Below are 22,115 nucleotides of genomic sequence, written 5' to 3'. Positions count from 1 at the left end.
GCCGCCGCGGCGCCGGCCGCGCCACAATGGCGTCCGTGGGCGACAGCGACGGGACCTCCGGGCGGGGGCGGTGGCCGGCGGCCGGCGGCTGTCTCGCCGTGGCCGCCGCGGCGGAGGCCGTCTACCGCACCCACGGCTCGGGGGTGGTCCTGGCGCTGGCGCTGGTGGTGGACGTGTGCGCGACGCTCCCGCTGGCAGTCGTCCGCGACCGGGGCCCGGCGGCCGCCGCCATGATCACCGCCGCGGCCGCCGCGGCGTGCGTCCTGCACGGCGGCGCCGCCGTCGCCGCCCTCACCGCCCTCGCCACCGTCTGGACGGTCCTGGTGCGCCGCCGGGTCCTGCGGCGCCGCGCCGAGTCCGCCGCGCGCGACGCCTCCCGGCGGGCGTTCGAGACCACCCTGCTGGAGCACACCGCGCGCGGCGAGCGGGCCCGCATCGCCCGCGAGCTGCACGACGTCGTCGCGCACCACATCTCGATGATCTCCGTGCAGGCCGAGACGGCCCGGCTGGCGGTCCCCGGCATGCCGGAGGACGGGGCCAAGCGGCTGCTGGCCATCGGCGACACCGCCCGCACCGCGCTCACCGAGATGCGGAGGCTGCTCGGCGTGCTGCGCGAGGACGCCGGCGCCGAGCCGACCCGCCGCCCCCAGCCGGGCCTGCAGCAGCTCCTCGACCTGGTCGACGAGACCCGCGAGACGGGTGCCGCGGGCGTCCGCCTGATCGTCGGCGGGCACGTCGCGGTGCTGGACCCCGGGCTGGAGCTGGCCGCCTACCGGATCGTCCAGGAGGCCCTGACCAACGCCCGCAGGCACGCGCCCGGCGCCGCCGTCGACGTGGAGCTCGACTACGCCCCGGACGCGCTGCGCGTGAGCGTCCGCGACAACGGACCCGGCCCCGGCGGCGGGACGGGCGGCGGCCCGGCCGGGCACGGGCTGCTCGGCATGCGCGAGCGGGCCGCCGCCGTGGGCGGCGACCTGCGCACCGGCCCGGGGCCCGCCGGCGGGTTCCTGGTGGAGGCGACGTTGCCGCTGGGGGAGGAGCCGTGAGCGTCCGCGTCGCGGTGGCCGACGACCAGGAGGTGGTCCGCGCCGGGTTCGGGGCCCTGCTGGGCACCCAGCCGGACCTGGAGGTCGTGGCGACGGCGGCCGACGGCGCCGCCGCGGTCCGGGTGTGCCGCGACCACCGTCCCGACGTCGTGCTGATGGACGTGCGGATGCCGGTCATGGACGGCATCGAGGCCACCCGCCGCGTCACCGCCGAGCCGGACCCGCCGCGGGTCCTGATGCTGACCACGTTCGACCTGGACGAGCACGTCTACGACGCCCTGGTCGCGGGCGCCAGCGGGTTCCTGCTCAAGGACGTCACGGCCGAGCGGCTGTTCGACGCCGTCCGGGTCGTCGCCGCCGGGGAGGCGCTGATCGCCCCGGCCGTCACCCGCCGCCTCATCGCGGAGTTCGCGCGGCTGCGGCCGCGCCCGCCGTCGCCGGGACCGGCCCTGGACGCGCTGACCCCGCGCGAGACCGACGTGCTGCGCCTGGTCGCCGCGGGCCTGTCCAACGCCGAGATCGCCGGCCGGCTGGTCGTCGGGGAGGAGACGGTCAAGACCCACGTCAGCCGGATCCTGCGCAAGCTCGGGCTGCGCGACCGCGTCCAGGCGGTCGTCGCCGCCTACGAGAGCGGCCTGGTGCTGCCCCGCTCGGGCCGGTGAGGGGCGGCCCGGGCCCCGGCAGCGGCCCGCGGGCATGGCGAAGGCCCGCACCCCCGCTGGGTACGGGCCTTCGACTCGAGCACTGTCAGCCGCTCACGCGGACTTCTTGCGCCCCGCTCGCAAGATCTCCAGGCGTTCGGCCAGGACCTCCTCCAGGTCCTCCAGGGTCCTGCGCTCCATGAGCATGTCCCAGTGGGTCCGCGGCGGCTTTCCCTTCTTGGTTTGGGGCAGCTCACCGTCGACCCGCAGCGCCGTGGCGCCGCAGTTGCGGCATTCCCAGGTGATCGGCACCTCGGCCTCGGCTGCGAGCGTCACGGTGAACCGGTGGCCCTTGGTGCAGGTATAGTCCACCTCTTGGCGAGGGGCCAGATCGGTGTTGCGATCGTTCTCGTAGCTCGTCGCTCCGAGTCGGGTGCCGCGAAGTGCGCGCTCGGCCATCGTCACGTGCCTCCCAGACGGCTTGCGGTCTTGCCCTGACCAACGCTGAACACCGTGACAAGATTCCCCCACCCGGGGTGATCCAACCCTGCTGTTTGCGACCGTCCCCAGCCGCCGGCGGGGAACACGCGGCTGGCGCCCTAGTGACGGGACGTGAGCACCTCGTCGATCAGCCCGTACTCCTTGGCCTCGGCGGCGGTGAAGAAGCGGTCGCGGTCCAGGTCATGGCGGACGGTCGCGGGGTCGCGCCCGGTGGCCTCGGCGAGGATCGCCTCGGTCTGCTCGCGCAGCCGCAGCACCTCCTGCGCCTGGATCGCCAGGTCGGTGGCGTGGCCGCGGGCCACCTCGATCGCCGGCTCGTGCAGCAGGATCCGGGCGCGCGGCAGCGCCTGCCGGCGCCCGGGCGAACCGGCCGCCAGCAGGATCGCCGCGGCCGACCCGGCCTGCCCGACGCAGGTGGTCTCGATCTCGGGCCGCACGTAGCGCATCGTGTCGCAGATCGCCAGCATCGCGGTGATCGACCCGCCCGGCGAGTTGATGTAGAGGCCGATGGGCCGGTCGGCGTCCATGCCCTCCAGCGCCAGCATCTGCGCCGTGACGTCGCCCGCGCTGATGTCGTCCACCGGCGCGCCGAGGAACACGATGCGCTCCTCGAACAGCTTGCTGTAGGGGTCGGTCTCCTTGCGGCCCTGGCCGGTGCGCTCCTCGAACTGCGGGACGAGGGAGCGCCGTTCCGCGCGTGTCATGTGCCCACCCGGTCGGTGCTGTCGATGACGTGGTCGACGAAACCGTAGTCGCGGGCCTCCTCCGCTGTGAACCACGCGTCGCGATCGCCGTCGGCCTCGATCCGCTCCAGCGGCTGCCCGGTGTGGAACGCCGTGCGCTCCGCCAGGGTCCGCTTGAGGTACAGGGACTGCTCCGCCTGGATCTTGATGTCGGACGCGGTGCCGCCGATGCCGCCGTGCGGCTGGTGCATCATCACGCGCGCGTGCCGCAGGGCGTACCGCTTGCCCCGGGCCCCCGCGCACAGCAGCGTCTGTCCCATGGAGGCCGCCATGCCCATCGCGACCGTGGATATGTCGTTCGGGACGAACTGCATCATGTCGTAGATCGCCATCCCGGCGTCCACGACGCCGCCGGGGGAGTTGATGTAGATCGTGATGTCGCGCCGGGCGTCCTGCGCCGCGAGCAGCAGCAGCTGCGCGTTGGTCCGGTTGGCGACCCCGTCGTCGATCTCGCTGCCGAGGAAGACGATCCGCTGCGCCAGCAGCCGCTCGAACAGCTGCGCGTCCGCCAGTTGCGGCATCTCGGCCACGCGGGCCCGCGACCTGCCAATGAACGTCTCCGCCTGCCGTCCGTCCTGTCGCCACGGTTCGCCGTCCACGTGCCCTCCTTGATCATCTGTACAGTTCGTACACTACGTACGGACACTATTCCAGTGCCCGGGGAAGGGCCAGAGGGGAACGGGGTGTTTCGCTATACGATGAATCACGTGGATGTTCCGGTAACCGAAGCACGCGCCCAGTTCGCGGATCTGGTGAACCGGGTCGCCTACACCGGCGAGCCGGTCAAGCTCACGCGGCGGGGCAGGGTGATGGCCGCCCTGGTCTCCCCGGAGGACCTGGAGCTCCTGGAGACGGTCCGCTCCCAGCGCGCCGACCTGCAGGTCGGCGGGACCGTCCCGCCCGGGCAGCCGTCCCGTCCCGGGGAACGGCCCCAGCAGCAGCCTCAGCCCCCGATGCGCATCGCGGCAGAGTACCGCCCGCCCGGCTTCCGGCCCTGATCCCCGGTTCGCGGGCGGCCCCGCGCAGGGCCGGCCTCAGGCCGGGGCGGCGGGCGGGTTCTCCCGCGGCCACAGGCCGCGCGAGTCCATCACGTCGCGGAGGGTCACCAGCTCGTCGGTCATGATGCCGTCGATGCCGAGGTCCAGGAGGCGCTTCATGGTGGCGGCGTCGTTGACCGTCCAGGCGTGGACCTGCAGTCCGAGCCGGTGGGCGTGGTCGATGAACGCCTCGGTGACGAAGGGGACGGGGCCGAGGCCGTAGGGCACCTGGGCGCAGGCGACGCCGGTGGCGGCGAGGCGGACGAGCTTGGCGGTGGGGCCCCCGATGGACTTGGCGCGCAGCGCCATCAGGCCGCGCGGGCCGAGCGCCATGCACACCTCGCGGTCGGTGAACCCGGGGAGCCGGGCGCGCATCTGCGCCAGCCGGCGGGTGGAGAACGACGTGATGCACACGCGGTTCCACGCGCCGGTGCGGCGCAGCGTCTCGGCGAGCGGGCCGATGACGGGCGCGTCCTTCAGATCGATGTTGACGCGCGCCTCGGGGAAGGAGCCGAGGACGTCCTCCAGGCGGGGGATGGGCTCGGTGCCGCCGATGCGGGCCTTGGCGACCTCGGCGTAGGGGAGCCGGGCGATGGCGCCGGCGCTGTCGGTGACCCGGTCGAGGGTGCGGTCGTGGAAGGCGACCACGACGCCGTCGGCGGTGGCGTGGGCGTCGGTCTCCAGATAGCGGTAGCCGAGGTCGGTGGCGCGCTGGAAAGCGGCCATCGAGTTCTCCGGGCGTCCGGCCGCGCCGCCGCGATGGGCGAAGGGGATCGGGCCGGGATGGTCGAGGAATTCGTACGAGCGCCGCACCCGTCCGATTATGGCCGACCGCACCGCCCGTTTTGACCTTACTGCGTAAAGGGCGGGGGCCGGGGCGCCGCTGCTAACGTCGGCGCCGCAATCGATCAGCGAGGGAGCACGAGCATGGCGGACGTGAACGACTACAGGGCGACCTTCGAGCTGGTGGACGTGGACGGTGACGGCTACATCTCGACGGCGGAGCTGAAGAACCTGATGACCCGGCTCGGGCAGGACGTCACCGAGACCCGCGTCGTGGAGGTGGTCGTGGCCGCCGACGCCAACCGGGACGGCAAGATCTCCCTGGAGGAGTTCACCGCGCTGATGGAGCAGTCCTCCCGGTGACGGCGGCGGCCGCGCGGGTCACCGCGCCCGGCGGCGCAGCGTGAGGGCGTTGTCGGTGCGGGTCGTCGTGCGTCCGTCGGGCGCCTTCTGGACGCGTTCGTGCTCGTCGCTGCGCAGGACCTCCCAGTCGCCGTCTGGCAGGGCGAGTGACGCCAGGATCTCGTCGGGCGTGGGCAGGTGCACGCCCGGGTGGGCGTCGGGGTCCCAGGGCGGGGGCCCGGCGTGCCCGACGACGAGCAGGACCCCGCCGGGCGCGACGGCTCCGGCGGCGGCCCGCAGGACCTCCTCGCGGGGCATGTCGGCGGGGGAGTGCAGGAACTGCGCCGAGACCAGGTCGTAGGAGCCCTCGGGGAACGAGGCGGCCAGGTCGCGGCGCTGCCAGTCGACGCGGTCGGCGACGCCGGCCTCAGCGGCGTGGCCGGCGGCGCGCTCGAGCGCGACGCCGGAGATGTCGACGGCGGTGACGCGCCAGCCGCGGCGCGCGAGCCAGACGGCGTCGGCGCCCTCGCCGCATCCGAGGTCCAGGGCGGTGCCGGGCTCGAGTTCGGCGGCCTCCTGCACGAGGACGGCGTTGGGTTCGCCGCTCCACATGGCGTGGTGTTCGGAGTAGCGGGAGTCCCAGTACTGCAGGGGATCGGTGGTGTCGTCCATGCTTCGATCGTGCGCGGTGACCCCGCCTGGAGGCGAACTGCGTTGCCGTTTCGGCAAGACGAGCAGGGCGAGCGGGACCAGGACGGCCGGGGCCGCGGCGACGGCGTAGCACGCCGGGAGCGGCAGCGCGTCCAGGGCCGCGCCCGTGGCGGCGGTGCCGCCGGACGCGCCGAGGTTCAGCGCGGTGTTGACCCAGGCCACGGCGCGGGTCCGGGCGCCGGGCGGCGCGTCGGCGTCGGCGAGGAGGTAGGCGGTGGTCAGCGTCGGGCCGACGAACAGCCCGGCGGCGCACACCGCCGCGGCCAGGATCGCTACGGACGGGGCGAGTCCCGCGGCGGCGAGGCCGAGTCCGAGCGGGCAGGCGAGGACGGCGAGCCGGGCCCGGCCGGGTGCCGAGCGGCTCAGCGCGCCGTAGGCGAGGCCGCCGAGGGTACTGCCGACGGCGAGCGCGGCCTCCACCCAGGCGACGGCGGCGGGCTGGTGGTGCCGCTGGGTGAACGCGACGGCCAGCAGGCCGGTCGACCCGAGGACGGCACCGGTGGCCGCTGCCGCGATGGCCGGTGCGAGCGGGAACGACCGCACGCGGGTCGTGCGGGGGTGCGGCTCCGGCCGCGGAGCCGCCACGGGGGAGGCCGCCATCCCGGCGGTTCCGGCGGCGATGAGGACGGCCCCGAGGGCGACCCCGAGGGACGGCGCGGCGACGGCGGCGAGCAGTCCCGCCAGGAGCGGGCCGGTGACGAAGACCAGCTCCTCCGACACGGTGTCGAGGCTGTAGGCGCGCCTCAGGAGCGGGCCGTCCGGCAGGAGGGCGCTCCACAGCGTCCGCATGACCACGCCGACCGGGGGCGCGGTGACTCCGGCGGCGACGGCCAGGAGGGTGAGCAGTGGGACGGGCGCTCCCGGCCGTGAGGTCAGCACGGCGAAGGCGGCGAGGACGAGGGCGTAGGCGGCGGCCATGGGGACCAGGGCGCGGCGCGGCCCGTGCCGGTCGATGAGCGCGGCGCGGACCGGTGACATGACGGAGATGGTGAGGCCGAGCAGGGCCAGCAGCCCGCCCGCGCGGGCGTAGGAGCCCGTGGACGCCGTGAGCGCCAGTGTCAGGGACAGGAAGACGGTCCCGTAGGACAGGCGTCCCAGGAACGCGAAGGCGAAGGCGCGGGAGGCGTGGGGCGTGCGCAGCACGGCTGCGTAGGAGGATGACACTGAGCGGTTCCTCGGAAGGGGGTTGCAGGGACGCCGGAGGCCGCCGCCGGACCGGCGGCGGCGGGGCGTCTACCCGTAGAGGAGGAACTGCATGGCCTGATCGTAACGGGCACCCTCGCCCGGTGCGAAATCCCCGCCCGGTTGCCCCGTGCGCTACCTCGCGGCCACCGCGGACCGCGCCGTCGCCGCTTCGCGGGCAGGTGCGCCAGCCGTGCCTGGGCCCGCGCGGGCCGCCGCACGATCGGCCGACGAGTGGAACAGCGCCGCCGTCCGCCCGTCGTGGCCCTTCCGCCGACGGATCAATCGCTCGTTCGTGATGACGGGACGCTTCGGCGATGCATCAGGGGCGGTGCGGCGTGTGTTCCGAACGTGCCCGGGTCATGTGCTCCACTCGCGGCGGCGGGCTTCGGCGAGGGCGATGGCGGTGGCGACGGCGACGTTGAGGGAGCCGACGCGTCCGATCTGGGGGATGTAGGTGACGGCGTCGGCGGCGGTCAGGAGGGCGGGGGAGCAGCCGTGGTCCTCGCTGCCGATGGCGAGGCAGACGTCCCCGTCGAGGGGTGCCTCGTGCAGGGGCACGGCGTCGGCGGTCAGCTCCACCGCGACCAGGCGCAGGCCCTCCTTGCGGACGGCGGCGGCGGCCTCGGCGGCGGTGCCGGCGTGCTCCCAGGAGACGAGGCGGTCGGTGCCGAGGGCGGTCTTGGCCACGTTGCGGTGGGTGGGGGGCGTGGCGTTGCCGGCGAGCCAGAGGTGCTCGACGCCGAACACGGCGGCGCTGCGGATGATCGAGCCCATGTTGAACGGCTGGGTGACCGATTCGACGAGCAGGTCGAGGCGGGCGCCGGTGCGGCGGCGCCAGTCGCGGTTGAGGCGCTTGACGTCGGTGGGGCGCAGCTGGCGGCGTCCCTGCGCGGGGTCGGGGGTGCTCATCGGGTGTGGCCTTCCGTGCGGGGTGCGACGCGCAGGACGCGGTAGGCGGATCGGGAGGCGATCCGTTCGGTGGGGAAGCCCTGGGCCGCGAGCCACCTCTGGAGGGAGTCGGAGCCGAGGTGCTTCTGGACGACGAGGTGGGCGAGGCCGCCCGGGGCCAGGCGGGGGAGCCAGGCGAGGAGGAGGTCGTGCAGGGCGGCCTTGCCGATGCGGATCGGGGGGTTGGACCAGATCGCCGCGAACCGCAGCTCGGCGTCGGCCTCGTCCACCAGACTGAACCTTACATTGTCAAGGTCGGCGGTCTTGGCGTTGCTCTTAGCGAGGGTTATGGCTCGCTGATTCACATCAACTCCCAGAACCCTCGCCTGGGGCGAGCGCTTGCCCATGGTGATGGCGATGGGGCCGTATCCGCAGCCGAGATCGAGCAGGTCACCGGTCGACGGTGGGGCGGGGACGGTCTCCAGCAGCACGCGGGTGCCGGGGTCGATGCGGTCGGGGGAGAACATGCCGCTGTCGGTGTCGAGCCGCAGGTGCAGGTCCGGCAGGACGAGGTCGACGGTGCGGCGGCGGCTGGCGGCGCCCGGCCGCTCCGCGAAGTAGTGTTCCCCCACGTCCGCCGACCGTATCAGCGTTCGGGGCCCGCCCGTGCCGTGCGCGCGGTCAGGGGAGGCGGGAGAACCAGGCGAGTGAGACGCCGCCGGCGGCGAAGGCGAACAGCAGCGCGATGCCGACGTAGCGGGCGGCGACGTCGCGGTGCTCGGTCCTGAAGCCGAGGGAGCTGCCGATGTTGGCGTAGACCTCGCGGAGCTGGTCGGCGTCGGCGGCCTCGTAGGCCTTGCCCTCGGTGCTCTCCGCGAGGCTCTTCAGGGTCTCCTTGTTGACCGAGACGCTGGTGGTCTCGCCTTCGATGTCGACGGTGCCGTAGGGGGTGCCGAAGGCGATGGTGGAGACCGGGACGTGGGCGAGGCGGCTGGCGTCGACGGCCTCCTGCACCGAGCGTCCGGTGGTGTTGTCCCCGTCGGACAGCAGGACGATGTGGGCGGGCGGCGGGTCCTGGCTGGCCTGGGCGTCGAAGGACCGGACGGCCTGCAGGGAGGTGAACACCGCCTCGCCGATGGCGGTGCGCTTGGCCAGGACGAGCTGGTCGAGGGAGGCGACGGCGGCGTCGCGGTCGGCGGTCGGGGCGGCGATGAGGTTGGCGTTGCCGGCGAAGGCGACGACGCCGACGTTGAAGCGGCGGGGCAGGTCGCCGATGAACCGCTTGGCGGCGGCCTTGGCGGCGTCGAGGCGGCTGGGGGAGACGTCCCTGGCCATCATGGACAGCGACACGTCGACGGCGACCACGATGGTGGCGCGGTCGCGGGGGACCTTGACGGCGGTGGCGGGGCGCGCGAACCCGAACATCATGAAGGCGATCATGATGAGGAACAGGGCGGCCGAGACGTGCCGGCGCCACCCGGGGCGGCGGGGGGCGATCTGGGACAGCAGTGCGAGGTTGGTGAACCGGACGGCGTACTGGCGGCGGCGCAGTTGCAGGAGCAGGTAGGCGGCGACCACGAGCGGCAGGAGGCCGAGGAGCCAGAGCCGTTCGGGTGACAGGAAGGTCATGGGCGCACTCCCGCGTTGGTGACGGGCCGGCCTGCGGCGCGGCGCTGGCGGAGGGAGAAGCGGGCGACGTCGGCGATCCAGTCGCGGTCGGTGCGCAGGACGAGGTGGTGGGCGCCGCTGCGGCGCAGGGCGGCGCGGGTGCGGGCGCGCTGTTCGGCGGCCGCGGCGGCGTAGCGTTCGCGGACGCGGCGGCTGAGGACGATCTCGTGGACGGTGCCGGTCTCGGGGTCGGTCATCTCGACGAGGCCGACGTCGGGCAGGTCGAGTTCGCGGGGGTCGATGATCTCGATGGCGAGGACCTGGTGGCGGGCGGTGAGGCGGCGCAGGGGGCGTTCCCAGGCGGGTTGGCCGTGGGGGCCGTCGTCGGCGGTGTCGGCGCCGTCGGGGGTGAGGAAGTCGGAGATGACGACGCGCAGGCCGCGGCGGGTCTGGCCGCGGTCGAGGGAGGCGACGGCGGCGGCGAGGTCGCGGGGCGGGGCGGTGGTGCCGGCGCGTGGTCCGGCGCCGTCGTCGACGGACTGGGCGTCGAGGACGGCTTGGAGGAGGGCGTACATGGCGGCCTTGCCGGTGCGGGCGGGCCAGCGGCGCATGCCGTCGTCGTGGAGGAGGTAGGCGCCGACGCGGTCGCCGAGGCGGACGGTGAGGAAGCCGACGGCGGCGAGGGCGGCGACGGCGAGGTCGCGTTTGATCATGGTGCCGGTGCCGAAGTCCATGCTGGGGGTGAGGTCGACCAGGGCCCAGGCTTCGAGTTCGTGGTCGGCGATGAGGTCGCGGACGTGCGGGATGGTGGTGCGGGCGGTGACGGCCCAGTCCATGTGGCGGACGTCGTCCTCGCCGGGCTGGTAGAGGCGGGCTTCGGCGAGTTCGGTGCCGGGGCCGGGGAGCAGGCCGAGGTGCTCGCCGTTGAGGAGGCCGTCGAGGCGGCGGGTGACCTGGAGTTCGAGGCGGCGCAGGGTGCGTTCGGGGGCGAGGTGGGCGAGTTTGCCGCTGCGCCGGCGCCGGGGGGTCATGCGGTGGTCACCGCCGCCGCGCCGTGGTTCCAGACGACGCGGGGTGGGGGGACGGCGGCGAGGATCTGGTTGATGACCTCGGCGGTGTCGATGCCGTCGGCGAGGGCGTCGAAGGTGAGGACGATGCGGTGGGCCATGACGTCGCGGGCGACGGCGCGGACGTCGTCGGGCAGGACGTAGTCGCGTCCGGCGATCAGGGCGAGGGCGCGGGCCGCGGCGGCGAGGCCGAGGGTGGCGCGGGGGCTGGCGCCGATGTCGATGACGCCGCGCAGGTCGGGGAGGCGGTACTGGTCGGGTTCGCGGGTGGCCATGACGAGCCGGACGATGTAGTCGGCGATGAGTTCGTGGACGGAGACCTCCTGGGCGGCGCGCTGGAGGCCGGCGAGGCGGTCGGTGTCGAGGATCTGGGCGGCTTCGGGCGGGTCGACGCTCATGCGCTGGAGGATTTGGAGTTCCTCGTGGGCGGCGGGGTGGTGGACGTCGACTCTCATGAGGAAGCGGTCGCGTTGTGCTTCGGGGAGGGGGTAGACGCCTTCGGACTCGATGGGGTTCTGGGTGGCGAGGACGAGGAAGGGGCGGGGGAGGGGGTAGGTGTTGCCGCCGAGGGAGACCTGGCGTTCGGCCATGACCTCCAGGAGGGCCGACTGGACTTTGGCGGGGGCGCGGTTGATCTCGTCGGCGAGGACGAAGTTGACGAAGACGGGGCCGAGTTCGACGTCGAACTGTTCGGTGGAGGGGTGGTAGATGCGGGTGCCGACGATGTCGGAGGGGACGAGGTCGGGGGTGAACTGGAGGCGGGCGAAGGTGCCGCCGACGACGCGGGCGAGGGTGCCGACGGCGAGGGTCTTGGCGACGCCGGGGACGCCTTCCAGGAGGCAGTGGCCGCGGGCGAGGAGCGCGACGATCATGCGTTCGACCATGTGCTCCTGGCCGACGATGACCTTCTTGACTTCGGCGAGGGTGTACTGCAGGAGGACTGCGGCCTCGTCGACGTCGGTGGCGGCGATGGTCATGTGGGTGTCCCTCACTTGTCCGTCGTGTGCCCTGTCCTCGTGCGTCGGATGGGGGGCCTTACGACCCTACGCGATCACTTGTACCCGTTCGCCGGGGATACGTGCGTGCGGAGAGTGATCGGTTCGGGGTGGGGTCAGGGGGTGTTCTCGGGGCTGATCGTAGGGCGTGGTTGTTAGTGTTGCGGCCATGTCGAGGCCGTTGCCGCCGGGTGATCCCGCTCAGTTGGGGCCGTTCCGTCTGTCGGCGCGTTTGTCGGAGTCCGCTGCCGGGATCGTGTTCTTGGGGGTGGACGGTGAGGGGCGGCGCGCGAGTGTGGCGGTGTTGAACCGGGGTGCGGCGGGTGATGCGGCGGCGCGGGACCGGTTCCGTGCGGCGATCAATGCGGCGGTGCCGGGGCCGGGGCGTGCGGCGGGGGTCGGGGGTTCGGAGGGGGCGCCGGTGGTGGCGGCGCAGCCGGATGGGCCGGCGCCGTGGGTGGCGACGTCGTATGAGGCGGATCGTGCGGGGGCGGAGCGGTTCTTGGAGCCGGTGGCGTTCCAGGGGTCGGCGCGTGGGTGGTGGGGTGGGCGGCGTGGTCCGCAGTTCCAGCCGTATTGGTTGGGGTCGGGTGAGCCGGCGTTGGAGGGGCCGCGGCCGGTGGCGGGTGGGGGTCCGGTTCCGGTGGGGGAGCGTGCGCCGGAGCGGAATCTGGTGGCGGCCGTGGTGGGGTTGGCGGCGGCGTTGCTGGTGTTGGCGTTGTTGATGGGGGTGTTGTTCGCGTGTCAGCCGGTGGTGAAGGAGCCGCCGCCTCCTCCGCCGGAGCCGACGCCGTCGTTTCGGGTGCCGGAGCGGTCGCCGGTTCCCACGACGCCTGCTCCGTCGCCGTCGCCGTCGGTGTCGCCGCGGTCGCCGGGTCCGTCGTCGCCTGCTCCTTCGCCGTCGTCGGGTTCGGGTGGGGGCGACGGCGCTCCTTTGTAGGGGTTTGTGGTGGTGTGTTCGCCCGCATGGAGAGGGACGCTTTGTGTGGGGGAATAGGCGTTGCGTGGTGGTGCGGTGGGCGGACAGCATGGGGGGATGCTGGAGAGTCTGCTCGCGTTCGCGGGCGCGGCGGTGCTGATCGCGATGGCGCCGGGCCCGAGCACGGTGGTGATCATGCGTCAGTCGATGCGGTCGGGGCGGCGTGCCGGGCTGGCGACGGTGCTGGGCAACGAGACGGGCGTGCTGTTGTGGGGGGTGGCGGCGGCGGTGGGGCTGTCGGCTCTGCTGGCGGCGTCGCGGTTGGCGTTCGAGGGTTTGCGGGTCGCCGGTGCGGTGGTGCTGGTGTGGTTCGGGGTGCGGGCGTTGTGGCATGCGCGTCGCGGCGGTCCGGCCGCGGCGGGTGCGGGTGAGGATTTGGGCGCGGGGTCGGATGCGGGGGCCGGGGGTTCGGGGTGGCGGTCCTACCGGTTGGGGCTGGTGACGAATTTCGCCAATCCGAAGGCGGGGGTGTTCGCGGTGTCGTTCCTGCCGCAGTTCGTGCCGGAGGGGTGGCCGGTCGCGGCGGTGCTGGTGGGGTTCTCGGTGCTGTGGGCGCTGATCGACCTGGTCTGGTACACCGCGGTGGTGTGGCTGGTGGGGGCGGCGCGGCAGGTGCTGGGGCGTCCGGGGGTGCAGCGGCGGCTGGACCAGGTGTCGGGCGTGGTGCTGGTGGGGCTGGGTGTGCGGCTTGCGGCCGAGGCCCGCTGAGGCCTTGTCGAGGGCCGGGTGTCGGGGGGCGCAGGCCGGGCCCGCCGGTTTGGCACAATCTCATGATCGCTTTTGGGGGCGGGGGTCGTAGCCTGGGGCGGTGACCGCTCTGGATGACCTTGCCGACCGCTATGTGGACGAGTTCGCCGCGCTGGATCCCTGCCTGGCGGCGCTGATGGGGATCGCCGGGCAGGACGCGCGGCTGACCGACTACGGCCCGGACGGGCTGGAGGCGCGTGCGGAGCTGACGCGGCGGACGCTGGCGGAGCTGGGCCGTGTCCCGGTGAGGGACGAGGCGGGGCGGATCGCGGCGGCGGTGCTGCGGGAGCGTCTGGAGGTCGAGGCGGCGCTGGACGAGGCGGGGGTGCGGGAGCAGTTCCTGGACACCACCGACGGGCCCGTGCAGCGGCTGCGGATGGCCGTGGAGCTGCTGGACCAGGGGCCGGACACCGACTGGGAGGCCGTCCGCGCGCGGGTGGGGGCGCTGCCGGAGGCTCTGGCGGGGCTGCGGGCGTCGTTGCGGCGGGCGTGCGGGCGGGGCCGGGTGGCGGCGCGGCGGCAGGTGCTGCGCAGTGCCCGCGAGTGCGCGGACACTCCGGCGTATCTGGCGGGTCTGGCGGCGCGGTACGGGGACGGGCCGTTGCGGGGCGCCCTGCGGGAGGCGGCGTCGGCTGCGTCGGCGGCGCTGGAGGAGTTCGCGTCGTTCCTGTCGGGCGAGTTGGCGGCGCGCGCGCCGGAGCGGGACGCGCTGGGCGCCGACCGGTACCGGCTGGGGGTGCGGGACTTTCTCGGGACGGATCTGGACCTGGCCGAGACGTACGCGTGGGGCTGGGAGGAGCTGGCGCGGATCGAGTCGGAGATGGAGGCCGCGGCGGAGGAGATTCTGCCGGGCGAGCCGCTGCCGGCGGTGATGGCGGCGCTGGACGCCGACCCGGCGCACCGGGTCGGGGGCGCGGAGGCGTTCCGGGGGTGGATCCAGGAGTTGGCGGATCGGGCGATCGCCGATCTGGACGGGGTGCACTTCGACATTCCGGGGCCGTTGCGGCGGATCGAGTGCCGGATCCCGCCGGTGGAGGCGGGGATCTACTACCTGGCGCCGGCCGAGGACCTGTCCCGTCCGGGGACGGTGTGGTGGACGGTGGAGGATCCGTCCGCCGACATCGTGACCTGGACGGTGCCGACGACGATGTTCCATGAGGGGGTGCCGGGCCACCACCTCCAGTTGGGGGTGACGACGCTGAACCGGGGCCTGAACCGGTTCCAGCGCCTGTCGAGCGAGCTGCACCCGGGGCATTGCGAGGGGTGGGGGCTGTACGCGGAGCGGCTGATGGACGAGCTGGGCCACTACCGGGATCCGGCGCACCGGCTGGGGATGCTGGCGGGTGGGCAGCGGTTCCGGGCGGCGCGGGTGGTGCTGGACATCGGGTTGCATCTGGAGCTGCCGATCCCGGCGGGGTCGGGGTTTCACGAGGGGGAGCGGTGGACGCCCGAGCTGGGTTTCGAGTTCCTGCGGGCCCGTAAGGGGCCAGATCCCGATTCGGTGGTGGCGTTCGAGATCGACCGGTATCTGGGGCGTCCGGGGCAGGCGATCGCCTACAAGCTGGGGGAGCGGGTCTGGCTGGAGGCGCGGGAGGCGGCGCGGCGCCGGGCGGGTGCGGGTTTCGATCTGAAGGAGTTCCATCGGCGGGCGCTGGATCTGGGGCCGATGGGGCTGGACCTGCTGCGCGAGGAACTGTCGCGGTCGTGACCTGTGGTGCCGACGGCCGGGCCTGACGGCGAGGCAGGGGTCCGGTGCAAGGGGCTGGACGGGTGTCGGCGCCGGGGGTACGGGGTCAGACGGGTTCGGTGGGGTTGAGGCGGTTGAGGCCGGGGCTTTCCCATGCCTCGATGCCGGTTTCGCGGAGCCATCGCCGCTGGTTGGGGTGCCAGTCGGCCTCGGGGGTCTCGGCCGTGCCGAGGGCGTCGGCGCCCCCGGGGTCGTGCACGTCGCCGGCGACGGAGTCGGTGATCTCGTCGGATCTGCCAATGTGGCCGGCTCGCTCGTCGCCGGCTTCGACGATGGTCTTGTGGTAGCGGGGCGGCCACCGCAGCAGCAGGCGGCGTCCGCATGTGGGACACGCCCATTCCTCCAGCCCGGTGTCGCCGGTCCGGAGGCGGCGCAGCTCGTGGGTCCGGTACAAGGTGCCTCTCCTCGACCGTCGGGTGAGTTTCGGCAAAGGTTCGTGCGTTAAGGATTTCCCACGTCCAGCGGGTTAAACGACGCGACCAGCGTCTTTATGGTCGAGGAGTCGGCGCGTTCGGCCTGTCCGTAACCCGGGTCTGCCTGGCGGTGACGGTGACGGCGGGGACCCGGCCGGGCCCCGGGACCGGATCACGGGCCCCGGGACCGGATCAGGGGACCGGTGCAAGGGGCCGGATCAGGTGAGGGCGCTGCGCACGGCGGCGCCGATCCGCGCGACGGCCTCGGCGGGGCGGCGCGCGAACGCCCCCCATCCGAGGAAGCCGTGGTCCAGGCCCGTCCCGGGCACGAGCGCGACGGGCACGCCGGCCTCTCGCAGCCGCGCCGCGTACGCCTCGGCCTGCGGGCGCAGCCGGTCGTGCTCGGCGGTCGCGATCACCGCCGGGGGCAGGCCCGACAGGTCGGGGTCCAGCAGCGGCGACACTCGCGGGCCGGTGCGGTCGGCGCCGCGCAGGTAGGCGTCCAGGGCGCGGCCGGCGCCCGAGGGCGGGAACCGCAGCCCGTCGGGGTCGGGCAGCGGCGGCGGGACCTCGCGCAGGTCCAGCGCGGGGTACAGCAGGACCTGCAGGACGGGCCGGGCGGGCCCCGCGGCGCGCAGCAGCCCGGCGGCCGCCGCGGCGAGCTGGCCGCCCGCGCTGTCTCCGGCGACCCCGACCCGGGCGGGGTCCAGGCCGAGGCGGGCCGCGTTGGCCGCGACCCAGCGGACGGCGGCGACGGCGTCGTCCAGCGCGGCCGGGAACGGGTCCTCGGGCGGGCGCCGGTATCCGGCCGACATCCACGCCACACCGCTGGCCACCGCCAGCGCCCGCACGACCGGGTCGTAGGACTCGACGTCGCCGAGCACCCACCCGCCGCCGTGCAGGTACACCAGCACCGGCGCCGGGCCGTCCCAGGCCGGCCGGTACAGCCGGGCGGGGATCGGGCCCGCGGGCCCCTCCACCGTCAGGTCCGTCACGGTGTCGACGGGCGGGCGCGGGGAGCGGGCGAGGTCGGCGGCGTGCTCGCGGCGGGCGTCGCCGACCGTGCGGCCCGTCCCGCCGGGCGCGGCGAGGCGGGCCCGCAGGAACGCCAGGTACTCCGGATCGCGGCCCATCACCCCTCCTCGCCGGGGTCAGAAGGGGTAGGTGGCGATCTCGCCGCGGATCGTGACCCACTGTGTCTCGGTGAACGCCTCGATGTTGGCGTCCGGGCCGCCGAACCGCGACCCGTTGCCCGACGCCGCCACCCCGCCGAACGGCACGACCGGCTCGTCGTTGACCGTCTGGTCGTTGATGTGGACCAGTCCCGTCGGGACCGCGTCGGCGATCTTCATCGCCTGGCCCACGTCGCCGAGGATTCCCAGCGACAGCCCGTACTCGGTCGCCGAAGCCAGCTCCACCGCCTCCTGCGGCGTGGAGAACGGCACCACCGGCGCGACCGGCCCGAACACCTCCTGCGCGTAGGCGGGCATGTCGGGCGTCACCTCGTCCAGCACGGTCGGGCGGTAGAACAGGCCCTCGTGGGTGCCGCCCGCCGCCAGCCGTGCGCCGGCCGCGACGGTCGCCTTGACGAGCTCGTCGACGTGCGCGAGCTGTCCGGCGTCGATGATGGGGCCGAGGGCGACCGGCCCGGCGGCCGGGTCGCCGACCGGGAGCTTGTCGGCCTTGTCTGCCAGCGCCGCCACGTACTCGGCGTGCAGGCTCTCGTGCACCAGGTGCCGCCCGGAGGTCATGCAGATCTGCCCTTGGTGCAGGAAGGCGCCCCACGCGCCCGCCGACACCGCGTCGGCGATCCGCGCGCCCGGCAGCACGATCAGCGCGTTGTTGCCGCCGAGCTCCAGGTGGGCGCGCTTGAGGAGCCGCCCGCACACCTCGCCGATCCTGCGTCCGGCGGCGGTGGAGCCGGTGAAGGACACCACCCGCACCTCCGGTGCCGCCACGACCGCCTCCCCGGCCTCGCGGCCGCCCGGCAGCAGGTGCAGCAGCCCGTCCGGCAGGCCCGCCTCCTGGAAGATCCGCGCGATGCTCACCCCGCCGCACACCGCCGTGCGCGGGTCCGGCTTGAGCAGCACGGCGTTGCCGAGCGCCAGCGCCGGCGCCACCGACCGCATCGCCAGGATCAGCGGGAAGTTGAACGGCGAGATCACGCTCACCACCCCGGCGGGGCGGCGCCGCGCCAGGCTCCACCGCGGCTGCGCCGACGGCAGCACCAGCCCCTGGGGGTGCGAGGACAGCGCGGCCGACTCGTAGCACAGGCTCGCCGCGAAATGCGTCTCCAGTTCCGCCTTCGGGGGGATCGACCCCGCCTCCCGCACGATCCAGTCGCCGATCTCGGCGGCGTGCTCCTCGAACAGCCGGCCCGCCGCCCGCAGCACCGCGGCGCGCTCCTCGTAGGTGCGGGCCGCCCAGTCCCGCTGCGCCGCCGCCGCGGCCCGCGCCGCCCGTGCCACGTCCGCGGCGCCCGCCCGGCCCAGTGTGCCGAGCGTCCCGCCGGTCGCGGGCTCGCTCACCTCGAACACGCCGCCGTCGCCGGCCGCCGCCCAGCCGCCGTCGAAGATCTTCCCGGTCCACGCGCCAGGGTCGAGCAACGTCATCGTTCCTCCTCGCAAAGGGGTGCCGCGCCGAACTCCCACCCTCACCACGCGCGGCGAACGCCGGAACATCATCGTTCCGCTCAGTGGAAACCGGCCGGGCGGAAAACCCGTTGCGGCGCCCCCGCCGCGCAGGGCACTCTGATCATGCAGCACCCGCACGGGCCCGGCGAAGGCGGGCCCACGGCACCGCAGGGGAGGGACGGGATGACCCGCTGTCGCGGCGCACGCACCGCACCCCGGTCCCGAACCACCGGCCGGACGCCCCGCTGACCCACCGGCGTCGCCGGCCCGCCCCGCGCGAGGGGCGCCTCCGTTTCCTCACCGGCCCGCGAGGGCCGACCCGTGACGCCGTGGCCGAGCGGTTCAGGCGGCGGTCTGCAGAACCGTCACACGTGGGTTCGAATCCCACCGGCGTCTCCCGTCCCGTCCCCGCTGTCACCCTGGGGACGGGACGCCCCCTCCCCGTAGCTCAGCGGACAGAGCGCCGGCCTCCGAAGCCGGAAGCCGCAGGTTCGATCCCTGCCGGGGAGGCACCGGCACATCCCGCCGCGGGCGGGGGACCGGCCGGGCCGGGAGCAGGTCAGCGGCCCCCGGGCGTCCCCGGCACCGCCTCCGGCGCGGGCGGCCACACGAACACGTGGGCGTACCAGGCGCCCGCGTCGTCCCGCAGGGGCCGCCTGCCGTAGGTGGCGGCGATCGCGGCGACGTTGCAGCCCCGCCCGGCCTCCTCGCCGGGCAGTCCGCCGGGCGCTCCGCCGGGCCGCAGGACCTCGCCCAGCAGCAGCCGGACGGGCTCGTGCAGCTCCAGCCGCAGGACCAGTGACCCGCGCCGGCGCGGGTCGGCCCGCGCTACCACGTCCTGGATCAGCGGCGCCAGCCGGTCGGTCAGGCTCGCCGTCGCCGGCCCCAGCCCCCACACGTGCAGGGCGCCCTGCACGATCCCGCGGACGCTGCTCACCGCGGCCCGCCCGCCTGGCAGCGGCCACCGGCCGCTGTGGGGGGTCGGTCGCGGGACATCCTGGGCGGGAACGACGGTCATGGGCCTCTCCTGATCACGAACGAGCTGCGGCCCTTTCGGGCCCCGGTCCGGCCGCGCCGGACCGAACGCAATCGTCATCTCGCCGGATTCGTGCCCGGCCCGCCCCCGCTCAAGCGCCCCCCGCACCGCCGATCCCCGGCGTGTTCCCGCGGACCCGCGCGCCCCGGGGGAGCGGAGCCGGTCAGGACGGGTCGGGCATGGCGCTCGCGATGCAGTCCAGGACGCGCTCCAGCCCGTACCAGAACTGCTCCTCACTGGACATGTGGGGCAGGCGCGCGTCCTTCACGATGCGCTCGAACATCGGGTACCTGCCGGAGTCGAGCAGCTCGCGGACGTAGGGGGCGCTCTGCATCATCCAGCGCTCGGGCGTCATCCCGCTCTGGCGCATCTCCCGCATCCACTCGATCTCGCCGCGCACCGTGCGCTCGACGTAGCCGTTCAGCATGTCCAGCAGGGTGAGCATGTCGTCGATCGGGATGCCGACGTCCAGCGCGCCGAAGGCGAACTCCAGCAGCCGCAGCCGGTTGGGGCCGAGCGTGGCGCGCGGCCGGGCCAGGCCCGCCAGCCAGGCGTGCCCGCGCCACACCGCGCGGGTGTTCTCGGCGATCAGCGTCAGGTCGGCGCGCCAGTCGCCGCTCGGCCGCTCGGGGATGTCCATCTCCAGCAGGACGTGGTCGATCATCAGCTCGATCAGGTCCTCGCGGGAGGGCACGTAGCGGTACAGCGACATCGCGCCGGTGCCCAGGTCGGCCGCGATGCGGCGCATCGAGGCCGCCTCCAGCCCCTCGGCGTCGGCGATGCGGATCGCCGCCTCGGTGATCTGGGTGCGGCTGTATGCGGGGCGCGGTCCCCGGCCCTGCCGCTCGGGAATCGACCAGATGCTGACGTGCCGCTCGCCGCCTGTCAACGGACCTCCTCGTGACTCTCCCGAGCATCCTAGTTGCGTACGACGTACCCAGTTGTCTAACGTAGCTGCGTACAACGTACCCAGAGGAGGGGTTGTGACCGACGAACCGATCGTGGTGGCCGAGGGGCTGCGCAAGCGCTTCGGGGACACCCAGGCCCTGGACGGCCTCGACCTGGCCGTCCCCGCCGGCACGGTCTGCGGGGTCCTCGGCCCCAACGGCGCGGGCAAGACCACCGCCGTGCGGATCCTGGCCACGCTCGCCGACGCCGACGCCGGGCACGCCCGCATCGCCGGCCACGACGTCGCCCGCGACCCCGACCGGGTCCGCGCCCGCATCGGCCTGGCCGGCCAGCACGCCGCCGTCGACGAGAAGCTCACCGGACGCGGCAACCTGCGCATGTTCGGCCGCCTGTACCACCTGACCCGCCGCGAGGCCCACCGCCGCGCCGACGAGCTGCTGGAGCGGTTCGGGCTCGCCGCCGCCGCCGACCGGCAGGTCGCCGGCTACTCCGGCGGGATGCGCCGCCGCCTCGACCTGATCACCAGCCTGATCCTGCGGCCCCAGGTGCTGTTCCTGGACGAGCCCACCACCGGCCTGGACCCCCGCAGCCGCGGCGAGATCTGGGACGCCGTCCGCGGCCTGGTCGCCGACGGCACCACCGTCCTGCTCACCACCCAGTACCTGGACGAGGCCGACCGGCTCGCCGACGACATCGCCGTCATCGACCACGGCCGCGTCATCGCCACCGGCACCCCCGACCGGCTCAAGGCCTCCATCGGCGACCGCCTCGACGTCGTCCTGGACGACCCCGCCATGGCCGGCCGCGCCGCCGCGCTCCTGCACACCCTCACCGGCAGCCACCCGGCCCTGGAGGGCGAACGCCTCTCGGTGCCGCTCACCGCCGGATCGGTGCGGCTGGCCGACGTCGTCCGCGAACTCGACCGCGCCGGCGTCACCGTCGGCGACGTCGGGCTGCGCCGCCCCACCCTCGACGAGGTGTTCCTCCGCCTCACCGGGAACACCCCCGACCCCGGCACCCCCGACCCCGGTGCCGGGCGCGCCGCCGACACCGCCGCGCCGCGCAAGGAGACCGTCCGATGACCGCCTTCACCGCCCCCGCCTCCCGCACCGGACGGCTGCGCTGGGCGCTCGCCGACGGCCTCACCCTCATCGGCCGCGAACTCGGCCGCATCCGCCAGGAACCCGGCGAGCTCATCGCCGCCCTGATCTTCCCCGCGGTCATGGTCGTGCTGTTCGGATACGTGTTCGGCAGCGCCATCTCCGTCCCCGGCGGCGGCAACTACCGCGAATACCTGATGCCCGGCCTGTTCGCCATGGTCACCTTCACCTCCACCATGGCCGTCACCATGCGCGTCGCCACCGACGCCTCCCGCGGCGTCATGGACCGGTTCCGCTCCATGCCCATGGCCCGCGCCGCCGTCCCGTTCGGGCAGACCGGCGCCGAGATCCTCAACGGCGTCCTCGGCATGGTCATCATGGCCGTCGCCGGCCTGATCGTCGGCTGGCGCGCCCACAACGGCGTCTGGCAGACCGCCGAGGCGTTCCTGCTCCTGGCGCTGATGCGGTACGCGCTCAGCTGGGCCGGCTGCTACCTCGGCCTGGTGGTCAAGAACGAGCAGACCGCCGACCAGCTCATCCCCCTGGTCTTCCCGATCACCATGCTGTCCAACTCCTTCGTCCCCACCGGCGGCATGCCCAAGGTCCTGCAGGTCATCGCCGAATGGAACCCCGTCAGCGCCCTCACCGCCGCCTGCCGCGAACTGTTCGGCAACCCCGGCGCGCCCGCCCGAGACCTCGCCTGGCCCCTCGCCCACCCCGTCCCCGCCACGATCGGCTGGGCGCTGCTCCTGCTCGCGGTGTTCGCGCCCCTGTCCGTGCGGACCTACCGCGTCCGCGGCCGCTGACCCCCCACGGTCACCAGGCCACCCCCGACGCCGGGCCACCCCCGACGCCGGGCCGCGGACCGGCGACGGCGCCGCGGACCGGAACACCGAACCCCCGGCCGGCCGCGGTGCCAACCTTTCCACCCAGGCGGCCACGACCCGGTACCGCCGAAGAAGACGCCGGAACAGCGCGCGGCGGCTTCCTCGAACTCAGGCCGC

23 protein-coding genes and 2 tRNA genes are annotated in these 22,115 nt (G+C 74.3%); 10 read left to right on the top strand and 15 right to left on the bottom strand.

The window, feature by feature from the left end; all coding sequences use genetic code 11:
* Nucleotides 1-35: 35 nt before the first annotated feature.
* Together AB0H37_RS11365 and AB0H37_RS11360 are read left to right on the top strand one after the other, a co-directional pair.
* Nucleotides 36-1,046: a sensor histidine kinase gene (locus AB0H37_RS11365; RefSeq protein ID WP_360612305.1), complete on the top strand. Its 1,011-nt coding sequence runs from the start codon at nt 36-38 to the stop codon at nt 1,044-1,046.
* Nucleotides 1,043-1,708, top strand: coding sequence for a response regulator transcription factor (locus AB0H37_RS11360; protein WP_360612304.1), 666 nt, complete (start codon nt 1,043-1,045; stop codon nt 1,706-1,708). Before AB0H37_RS11365 ends, AB0H37_RS11360 begins: the two co-directional genes overlap by 4 nt.
* Before the next feature lie 93 nt (nt 1,709-1,801).
* Here the strand turns inward: AB0H37_RS11360 and AB0H37_RS11355 are convergent, their stop codons facing one another.
* The 3 genes from AB0H37_RS11355 to AB0H37_RS11345 form a co-directional block, all read right to left on the bottom strand.
* Nucleotides 1,802-2,146 carry an RNA polymerase-binding protein RbpA gene (locus AB0H37_RS11355; protein WP_179835110.1) on the bottom strand — a complete coding sequence of 115 codons (345 nt, stop codon included), beginning with the start codon at nt 2,144-2,146 and terminating at the stop codon, nt 1,802-1,804.
* A gap of 140 nt (nt 2,147-2,286) precedes the next feature.
* Nucleotides 2,287-2,892: an ATP-dependent Clp protease proteolytic subunit gene (locus tag AB0H37_RS11350; protein WP_329090383.1), complete on the bottom strand. Its 606-nt coding sequence runs from the start codon at nt 2,890-2,892 to the stop codon at nt 2,287-2,289.
* The gene (locus tag AB0H37_RS11345) at nt 2,889-3,452 is read right to left on the bottom strand and encodes an ATP-dependent Clp protease proteolytic subunit (RefSeq protein WP_179838732.1); all 564 of its coding nucleotides are present in this window, start codon (nt 3,450-3,452) and stop codon (nt 2,889-2,891) included. The genes AB0H37_RS11350 and AB0H37_RS11345 overlap by 4 nt, the downstream gene beginning before the upstream one ends.
* Nucleotides 3,453-3,638: 186 nt before the next feature.
* On the opposite strand from AB0H37_RS11345, the gene AB0H37_RS11340 reads away from it, so the two are divergent.
* Entirely contained in the window at nt 3,639-3,929 is a 291-nt protein-coding gene (locus tag AB0H37_RS11340) for a type II toxin-antitoxin system Phd/YefM family antitoxin (RefSeq protein ID WP_179835108.1), read from the top strand.
* Nucleotides 3,930-3,965: 36 nt separating this feature from the next.
* Here AB0H37_RS11340 and AB0H37_RS11335 read toward each other — a convergent pair whose 3' ends face one another.
* Nucleotides 3,966-4,781: a glycerophosphodiester phosphodiesterase gene (locus AB0H37_RS11335; RefSeq protein WP_360612303.1), complete on the bottom strand. Its 816-nt coding sequence runs from the start codon at nt 4,779-4,781 to the stop codon at nt 3,966-3,968.
* A 114-nt stretch (nt 4,782-4,895) separates the two neighbouring features.
* On the opposite strand from AB0H37_RS11335, the gene AB0H37_RS11330 reads away from it, so the two are divergent.
* Nucleotides 4,896-5,114 (top strand): EF-hand domain-containing protein, encoded by a 219-nt coding sequence (locus tag AB0H37_RS11330; protein ID WP_179835106.1) that lies wholly within the window; start codon nt 4,896-4,898, stop codon nt 5,112-5,114.
* Nucleotides 5,115-5,132: 18 nt separating this feature from the next.
* On the opposite strand, the gene AB0H37_RS11325 is transcribed toward AB0H37_RS11330, so the two are convergent.
* From AB0H37_RS11325 to AB0H37_RS11300, 6 genes are all read right to left on the bottom strand, one after another.
* Complete coding sequence (locus tag AB0H37_RS11325) at nt 5,133-6,968, bottom strand: MFS transporter (protein ID WP_360612302.1); 1,836 nt, start codon at nt 6,966-6,968, stop codon at nt 5,133-5,135.
* Nucleotides 6,969-7,346: 378 nt separating this feature from the next.
* Nucleotides 7,347-7,898 (bottom strand): TrmH family RNA methyltransferase, encoded by a 552-nt coding sequence (locus tag AB0H37_RS11320; RefSeq protein ID WP_179835105.1) that lies wholly within the window; start codon nt 7,896-7,898, stop codon nt 7,347-7,349.
* Nucleotides 7,895-8,509, bottom strand: a complete 615-nt coding sequence (locus AB0H37_RS11315) for a methyltransferase (RefSeq protein ID WP_360612301.1) — start codon at nt 8,507-8,509, stop codon at nt 7,895-7,897. The genes AB0H37_RS11320 and AB0H37_RS11315 overlap by 4 nt, the downstream gene beginning before the upstream one ends.
* Before the next feature lie 49 nt (nt 8,510-8,558).
* Complete coding sequence (locus tag AB0H37_RS11310; RefSeq protein WP_179835103.1) at nt 8,559-9,506, bottom strand: VWA domain-containing protein; 948 nt, start codon at nt 9,504-9,506, stop codon at nt 8,559-8,561.
* On the bottom strand, nt 9,503-10,516 hold the full coding sequence (locus tag AB0H37_RS11305; protein ID WP_360612300.1) for a DUF58 domain-containing protein: 1,014 nt from the start codon (nt 10,514-10,516) through the stop codon (nt 9,503-9,505). The genes AB0H37_RS11310 and AB0H37_RS11305 overlap by 4 nt, the downstream gene beginning before the upstream one ends.
* Nucleotides 10,513-11,529 carry an AAA family ATPase gene (locus tag AB0H37_RS11300; protein WP_329090397.1) on the bottom strand — a complete coding sequence of 339 codons (1,017 nt, stop codon included), beginning with the start codon at nt 11,527-11,529 and terminating at the stop codon, nt 10,513-10,515. Before AB0H37_RS11300 ends, AB0H37_RS11305 begins: the two co-directional genes overlap by 4 nt.
* Nucleotides 11,530-12,583: 1,054 nt before the next feature.
* Between AB0H37_RS11300 and AB0H37_RS11295 the strand changes: the two genes are divergently transcribed.
* Both AB0H37_RS11295 and AB0H37_RS11290 read left to right on the top strand, forming a co-directional pair.
* Entirely contained in the window at nt 12,584-13,234 is a 651-nt protein-coding gene (locus tag AB0H37_RS11295) for a LysE family translocator (protein WP_360612299.1), read from the top strand.
* Nucleotides 13,235-13,334: 100 nt separating this feature from the next.
* Nucleotides 13,335-14,981, top strand: a complete 1,647-nt coding sequence (locus tag AB0H37_RS11290; protein ID WP_360612298.1) for a DUF885 domain-containing protein — start codon at nt 13,335-13,337, stop codon at nt 14,979-14,981.
* Between the two features lie 85 nt (nt 14,982-15,066).
* Here the strand turns inward: AB0H37_RS11290 and AB0H37_RS11285 are convergent, their stop codons facing one another.
* From AB0H37_RS11285 to AB0H37_RS11275, 3 genes are all read right to left on the bottom strand, one after another.
* Entirely contained in the window at nt 15,067-15,414 is a 348-nt protein-coding gene (locus tag AB0H37_RS11285; RefSeq protein ID WP_360612297.1) for a hypothetical protein, read from the bottom strand.
* Nucleotides 15,415-15,651: 237 nt separating this feature from the next.
* Nucleotides 15,652-16,566: an alpha/beta hydrolase gene (locus AB0H37_RS11280; protein ID WP_360612296.1), complete on the bottom strand. Its 915-nt coding sequence runs from the start codon at nt 16,564-16,566 to the stop codon at nt 15,652-15,654.
* An 18-nt stretch (nt 16,567-16,584) separates the two neighbouring features.
* Nucleotides 16,585-18,045 (bottom strand): benzaldehyde dehydrogenase, encoded by a 1,461-nt coding sequence (locus AB0H37_RS11275; RefSeq protein ID WP_360612295.1) that lies wholly within the window; start codon nt 18,043-18,045, stop codon nt 16,585-16,587.
* A gap of 344 nt (nt 18,046-18,389) precedes the next feature.
* On the opposite strand from AB0H37_RS11275, the gene AB0H37_RS11270 reads away from it, so the two are divergent.
* Together AB0H37_RS11270 and AB0H37_RS11265 are read left to right on the top strand one after the other, a co-directional pair.
* A tRNA-Cys gene (locus tag AB0H37_RS11270) sits at nt 18,390-18,462 on the top strand.
* A 41-nt stretch (nt 18,463-18,503) separates the two neighbouring features.
* A tRNA-Arg gene (locus AB0H37_RS11265) sits at nt 18,504-18,576 on the top strand.
* A gap of 49 nt (nt 18,577-18,625) precedes the next feature.
* Here AB0H37_RS11265 and AB0H37_RS11260 read toward each other — a convergent pair.
* A complete protein-coding gene (locus tag AB0H37_RS11260) occupies nt 18,626-19,084 on the bottom strand; it encodes a hypothetical protein (protein ID WP_329090410.1) in 459 nt (152 codons plus the stop codon).
* Between the two features lie 181 nt (nt 19,085-19,265).
* Nucleotides 19,266-19,991 carry a TetR/AcrR family transcriptional regulator gene (locus AB0H37_RS11255; protein ID WP_329090412.1) on the bottom strand — a complete coding sequence of 242 codons (726 nt, stop codon included), beginning with the start codon at nt 19,989-19,991 and terminating at the stop codon, nt 19,266-19,268.
* A 94-nt stretch (nt 19,992-20,085) separates the two neighbouring features.
* Between AB0H37_RS11255 and AB0H37_RS11250 the strand changes: the two genes are divergently transcribed.
* Complete coding sequence (locus AB0H37_RS11250; protein WP_360612294.1) at nt 20,086-21,093, top strand: ATP-binding cassette domain-containing protein; 1,008 nt, start codon at nt 20,086-20,088, stop codon at nt 21,091-21,093.
* On the top strand, nt 21,090-21,917 hold the full coding sequence (locus AB0H37_RS11245; protein WP_360612293.1) for an ABC transporter permease: 828 nt from the start codon (nt 21,090-21,092) through the stop codon (nt 21,915-21,917). Before AB0H37_RS11250 ends, AB0H37_RS11245 begins: the two co-directional genes overlap by 4 nt.
* Nucleotides 21,918-22,115: the final 198 nt, after the last annotated feature.

This window comes from Actinomadura sp. NPDC023710, assembly GCF_040639875.1.
Classification (GTDB): Bacteria; Actinomycetota; Actinomycetes; order Streptosporangiales; family Streptosporangiaceae; genus Spirillospora; species Spirillospora citrea.
This window is presented reverse-complemented; position numbering and strand designations above follow the sequence as displayed.